Origin of the sequence: Marinibactrum halimedae (assembly GCF_021234875.1) — a bacterium.
Lineage (GTDB): Bacteria > Pseudomonadota > Gammaproteobacteria > Pseudomonadales > Cellvibrionaceae > Marinibactrum > Marinibactrum halimedae.
Genome location: NZ_JAJQVM010000063.1, coordinates 1 through 5,051, shown reverse-complemented (window position 1 = coordinate 5,051; position 5,051 = coordinate 1). Strand labels below are relative to the sequence as shown.

Sequence of the window (5,051 nt, the reverse complement as noted above, 5' to 3'; positions counted from 1 at the left end):
GAATAGCGGTCCCGTATTTGGTACTCTATCTGATCATCGGATACATTGTATAAGTGCTGAAGTACGAGTACTTTGAACATCAGTAGCTCGTCATAGGCTTTACGACCCGCATTGCTTTTTCGGTTTGACTTTCGTATTTCCTTTAAGGTCGGACGAAAGGCTTCCCAAAATATCAGTTTGTTGAGATGAACTAATGGATCTTTTTCATCTAACTTGCGATACCTGTCATCTAAATCAAAAAAGCCGGGCTGAGACATAGAAGGAAACTCTTGAAATTTTTGAACAGTGAGATTATATCAAAGTTGGGCTATTTTTAGAGGTGCCCTTAAATAAAATTGTTTCCGATAAAACCGGGGTGATTCATTAGGGCACTCCGATGTCAGTACAACACAAATTTATATGTCCGGTTTTCTCCATTTTTTCTGTATTTAGAATTACATGAAGGTTTATTGATTACGGTTCGCTCGTTAGTCAGTAAAACCCTCCTGATCTTTAATGTAAAAAATCATATGGAGAGTCAAAGTGCAAATCACATTCGGTCTTGTAAGGTGGTCAATACCCTTTCTTTTTTTTACGTACTTGATATTTGGGATTAGTTTGTCTGCGATTGCGCACACCGATACGGAACGACGCTCGGCTAGCGCAAATAGAGATCTCCAAATACTGAGCTTGTTGCCAGCAGCGGAAGGCGATAGCCATATTAATATTGGATGGCTCACGACAGTTGAATCAGCAAATCCCTATGATCCAGTCAACCTAGCTACAGAAATCATTATTAAAGTTAACGGCCTTGAAGTAGATCGCATTCGATTTGAGTCTAGTTTTGTTGGTGATACAGATAGCTGTTCTGATAATTGTGGCGCATGTATTGCGACCTGCTTCGTTGGTGTACCGGGTTACGGCTGTGCGTGCGGTAAACTAAGAAGTACACTCAGCTCCCCCGTTGCTATAAAGCCGGGTGATAAGCTTGAGGTTTCCCTGGTAGCGGCCCCGGGCGGTTTGCCAGATAAAAGTCCAGATGGCAGCAGAGTTACTACAATCGTTGGTAGTGTAGCGACTATATGGGAAGCCGAAATGATTGAACGCTGCCCCGGCTCAACACCCGACTTAAGCATGAGTGGAATTACACGAGCAGCATCTTCAGTGCTGATTGATCAAAGTGATCATTCTACAGTTCATTGTGATGGCAATACTGGACATTCTTGCTTAAACGTTTGGCGAGCTTGTCGAGATGACGGCTACTATACAGACTGCATTCCTGTTCAGACTCCAGGCGGGGGCACCAATGGGGCTTCATGCGTTTGCGGCGCTAAAAGGCCATAAAAATGTAGAGTGCTCAATCGGAAGGGCTTCTTTAAACTCGTACTTATGATCAACGGCGGGGCTCTCTTCATCGACCACTTCGAGTTGAATTCACCAAGGATTTTTCACTAAGTATCCTGAGTTGGGTCTCACCCTTTTAACGAAAAAGCTAAAATAGCGTACACTTCATGCCAGTAGGAGAAAAACAATGCCAACCCCTCAAAAGTGAGACAGATTCTAAAAACGCGAGACATAAGGCAAATCAAGCTGCCTTTAAATATTTAAACAAGTTTAAAGAGCCTCGATGCAACCGACAACCTTTCAAAAGATCATCTGCTTCACCTCGAACAACCTCTACTTCAGCACACATTGATAGAAAGATTATGCTCTCTGGCTATACAGATTGCCTTTTCAAACCTATTTTTTTTATCAATCAAAGAGCGTAATAAATCATTACTTGAAGCAATATCATTATCTGTATGCCACAACTTCTCTAACTGCTGCAACTCATCAAAGAACTCTAGTAATTGAACACCTTCTATCACAAAACCATCATCAGAATCCGCGCACTCTAACAGTTTATCCATTATTGGTAATGATCGACTTTTATATTTGAAGCTCGACCAATATGAAGAAATAAAATTTGCACTCCCTAAATTGTCATCAAATAAACAACTTCCATCAGCAGAATCAACATAAATAGAATAAGGCATGATCAGTTATCCATAATAATTACATTATCTTCACCAAGAATTTTTTACTTTCCTCAATTAACTTCTTAAAGTTCGCACTATTTCCTCTCTCAAAATACGCTTTTGCTTCAACTCCTCTTTCTTTGGCAGCTCCCTGAAGGGTTTCAGTGACACTGATATTGAAGATATTTTGACATTATTGCGTTTAAAGAAACTCTCGTTAGATGAGTTTTTAACCAGAGCTAATGAAGCGGTCGACTATTATGTTGGCAATACCGGCGCACTAAACGGTAATATTAATTATATCCATCAACAAGCAATACTATTGAATTTATGATCCCTCAAAATAAAATAAACAAAGCCTTTAAAAAAGTAATCCAGTCAGAACTAAAAGATGCCTCTACTGAGGATGTGATTTTGATTGCCACCGCAATCTGGCACGAAGGATTCGTACCGGATATAGCTTGGCTGGAGAGTTTATCAATAGAAGACCAATGCATCGCTGGATATATTACCGAATTCTTAGCTGGATTTAATGTCATTTGCAAAGAAGAACGAGAGCATTTATTAAGCGTATCAAAGCATTTCAGCAGCAATGCCAAAAATATCGCTCCAAACAAAAACCGAGATGAACTTGCCACACAGTGGGGAGTCGCTCATGACCTCACCCCTTACTTTGAACATATCGCCCATCTACAAACACGGCACTATAAACATACATCGGAGTACAAACGACCATCTCGGAATTTCGTTTTGTAACAGTATTAAACTAAATTCTAAGAGTTAGGAGCCATCAATGTTTAAAGACCTAGTAAAACTAAACGCATCTGGCGCACCCATTAAGCTAACTGCTCTTGGAGTTAGCCAAGAAGAGTGTTACGGCTTTACCTGGGAAGCTAGCCAACTAATTAAGGCGCTTCTTTGGGGAATAGCACACACCAAAGTCTCTCAACCAAAAAATTTTTTGCATCTTCTTCATCTTCAGCAGGATAGGCCTCAAGCCCATCCATATCTAAAAATTCAACAAGTGATATCTCACCGTCTTGAAGAATAGTCTTTAACTCTTGCTTAATTTCGTCAAGTGCAACACCCTTGTAACTGCTAATTAATAGGGAATCTTCCTCTTCTTCTGACAAACTGTAATTTGCAGAATAGATCGGTAAAATATTTAACAAACATGGATATTTTTTCATTACGGAGCCTTCACGGGGAATAGTGTGATAGTTTCCCACTCACCAGTTTCAGAATTACGTTTCCAGGTGCCTTGAGCACTGTTTAAATTGTTCAATTTTTGAGGCGCCCCTTGAGTTTCAGGGTTTAACCTACTGCCACCAAGACGTCGATAACCACGCCCCAAATTCTGACCAAGATCACCCAAATCACCAGGCCCCAATGTAATCGTATCTGCACCTTCAGGTAACTGATTTACTTTGTCTTTAAAAGCACTACTATTTCGTATTCTTTGATCAGTTTCAATTAGTAGCTTATCTGAATGAAAAGCTGATGATATAGGCGGCACAACAGGTCTTCCAGATCTCCTATCAATTTTCACATGCCCATCAGGAGCTTCACCGGTCAAGGCTCTGTGACGTAGTTGCTCGTCCGTAACATCGCCACCATGCCTAGTCAATGAATGTGCATTAGGGTGACTAGTAACAAGGTCCAAATGCTGAGTGTTAATTTCAGGAGATTCTGCTTCTGGATAAAGCTGATTTCTAGACAACTCTTCCGCATCACTACTAGGATTTTTGGCAGCCTGATCAACCTCCGGCTCCCTCCTCGGTATCACACTCCTTTCCGGCAACTCACCTAACTCAGCATCCGCTCTCGCTCCTAAACTATCACCTGCATTCCCCTCTAGACGAACATCAGGATTATTAGAAGAAGGCAACGCCTCAACAACATCATCACCCAACCGGCCAGCAACTCGTCCTGCTGCCCCACCCGCTACATTAACCAAGACTTCAGCAACAGCGTCCGCAGTAGGATTATAATTACCTTGGTGGCCTTCAAGGCTGAAGGAATCCACCACGCGTTCGCCGCTCTGGTAATCATGCTCCTTGCTGAGGCCATCCATTCCCTCGGCCAGAGTCACCGCTCCAACCGTTCCCAACGCGGCACCTACCGTACAACCCACCCCGGTTGTACACAAACCCGTGGCTCCCGCAACCTCTAGCGTTCCGGCTACAACCTGACCCGCCTGAACTCCGCGAGCGACGATTTGCTCATGGTCACTGATAATATCGTTAGTCGCGTCGCCCACACCGTATTGGAAGCCATCGTGCTCGTTGCTTGAGCGACCGCTGCGAGTGACGTAAGTGGTGTCGACATCGAGCGCTGCTAACGTCTGCAGAATGTCGGTCCCTTGTTCTTCTTTGAGCGCTTCACCTTCCCTTTGTAAATCCGTCAAAATGTCATAGAAATCGTCATTCTCAGAAACACCCGCCGCACAGCGTACCTCTGCACAGGCGAGGGCATTTAAGCGGTTTAACTGCTCGAAACGCTCTTCGGGACTGAGTGACGTATTGTTATTGATCGTCGCACGAGCCTCATCGAGCATACCCGCTTCATAGTGAGTAAACTGACGATAATCCACCTGCGCATTGCCCACGCCATGGCTGCGTTCGGTGCCAGTATGAGCGATGTCGGTATCCGAAGCCCCCTCCAAACCGATATCAGCAAGAGACCCGGTGTCCTGGATTGTTGCGTACCGTGATGCTGCCATTACTACCGTGGCGCGGGTGATTTGCTGACGATCACGCTCGTAGTGACCGCCCTCAACACTCGAACTCGAACTGCCTTCGTCGGTGTTGGTCTCGGTGTTGTCACAGTCACACGCTTGAAGTGCTGATTTTTAGTTTGAGATGGAATTTCGGGCGCCGAGGGGAATATTGTTGAACGAACTGATTGGGATGACTACAAGAGGGCACCTCTAAAAATAGCCCAACTTTGATATAATCTCACTGTTCAAAAATTTCAAGAGTTTCCTTCTATGTCTCAGCCCGGCTTTTTTGATTTAGATGACAGGTATCGCAAGTTAGATGAAAAAGATCCATT

The 5,051-nt window shown here is 43.6% G+C and carries 6 protein-coding genes; 2 read left to right on the top strand and 4 right to left on the bottom strand.

The window, feature by feature from the left end; translation table 11 throughout:
* Positions 1–257 (bottom strand): transposase (locus tag LU351_RS19885; RefSeq protein ID WP_232593637.1); only part of this gene is annotated, 257 nt, incomplete at its 3' end.
* A gap of 340 nt (positions 258–597) precedes the next feature.
* On the opposite strand from LU351_RS19885, the gene LU351_RS19880 reads away from it, so the two are divergent.
* Positions 598–1,323 carry a hypothetical protein gene (locus tag LU351_RS19880; protein WP_232595841.1) on the top strand — a complete coding sequence of 242 codons (726 nt, stop codon included), beginning with the start codon at positions 598–600 and terminating at the stop codon, positions 1,321–1,323.
* 338 nt (positions 1,324–1,661) lie between these two features.
* On the opposite strand, the gene LU351_RS19875 is transcribed toward LU351_RS19880, so the two are convergent.
* Positions 1,662–2,015, bottom strand: a complete 354-nt coding sequence (locus LU351_RS19875; protein WP_232595840.1) for a hypothetical protein — start codon at positions 2,013–2,015, stop codon at positions 1,662–1,664.
* 312 nt (positions 2,016–2,327) lie between these two features.
* On the opposite strand from LU351_RS19875, the gene LU351_RS19870 reads away from it, so the two are divergent.
* The gene (locus LU351_RS19870; RefSeq protein ID WP_232595839.1) at positions 2,328–2,753 is read left to right on the top strand and encodes a hypothetical protein; all 426 of its coding nucleotides are present in this window, start codon (positions 2,328–2,330) and stop codon (positions 2,751–2,753) included.
* Positions 2,754–2,902: 149 nt separating this feature from the next.
* Here the strand turns inward: LU351_RS19870 and LU351_RS19865 are convergent, their stop codons facing one another.
* Both LU351_RS19865 and LU351_RS19860 read right to left on the bottom strand, forming a co-directional pair.
* Positions 2,903–3,187 (bottom strand): hypothetical protein, encoded by a 285-nt coding sequence (locus LU351_RS19865; RefSeq protein ID WP_232595838.1) that lies wholly within the window; start codon positions 3,185–3,187, stop codon positions 2,903–2,905.
* A complete protein-coding gene (locus LU351_RS19860; RefSeq protein WP_232595837.1) occupies positions 3,187–4,719 on the bottom strand; it encodes a hypothetical protein in 1,533 nt (510 codons plus the stop codon). The genes LU351_RS19865 and LU351_RS19860 overlap by 1 nt, the downstream gene beginning before the upstream one ends.
* Positions 4,720–5,051 lie beyond the last annotated feature (332 nt).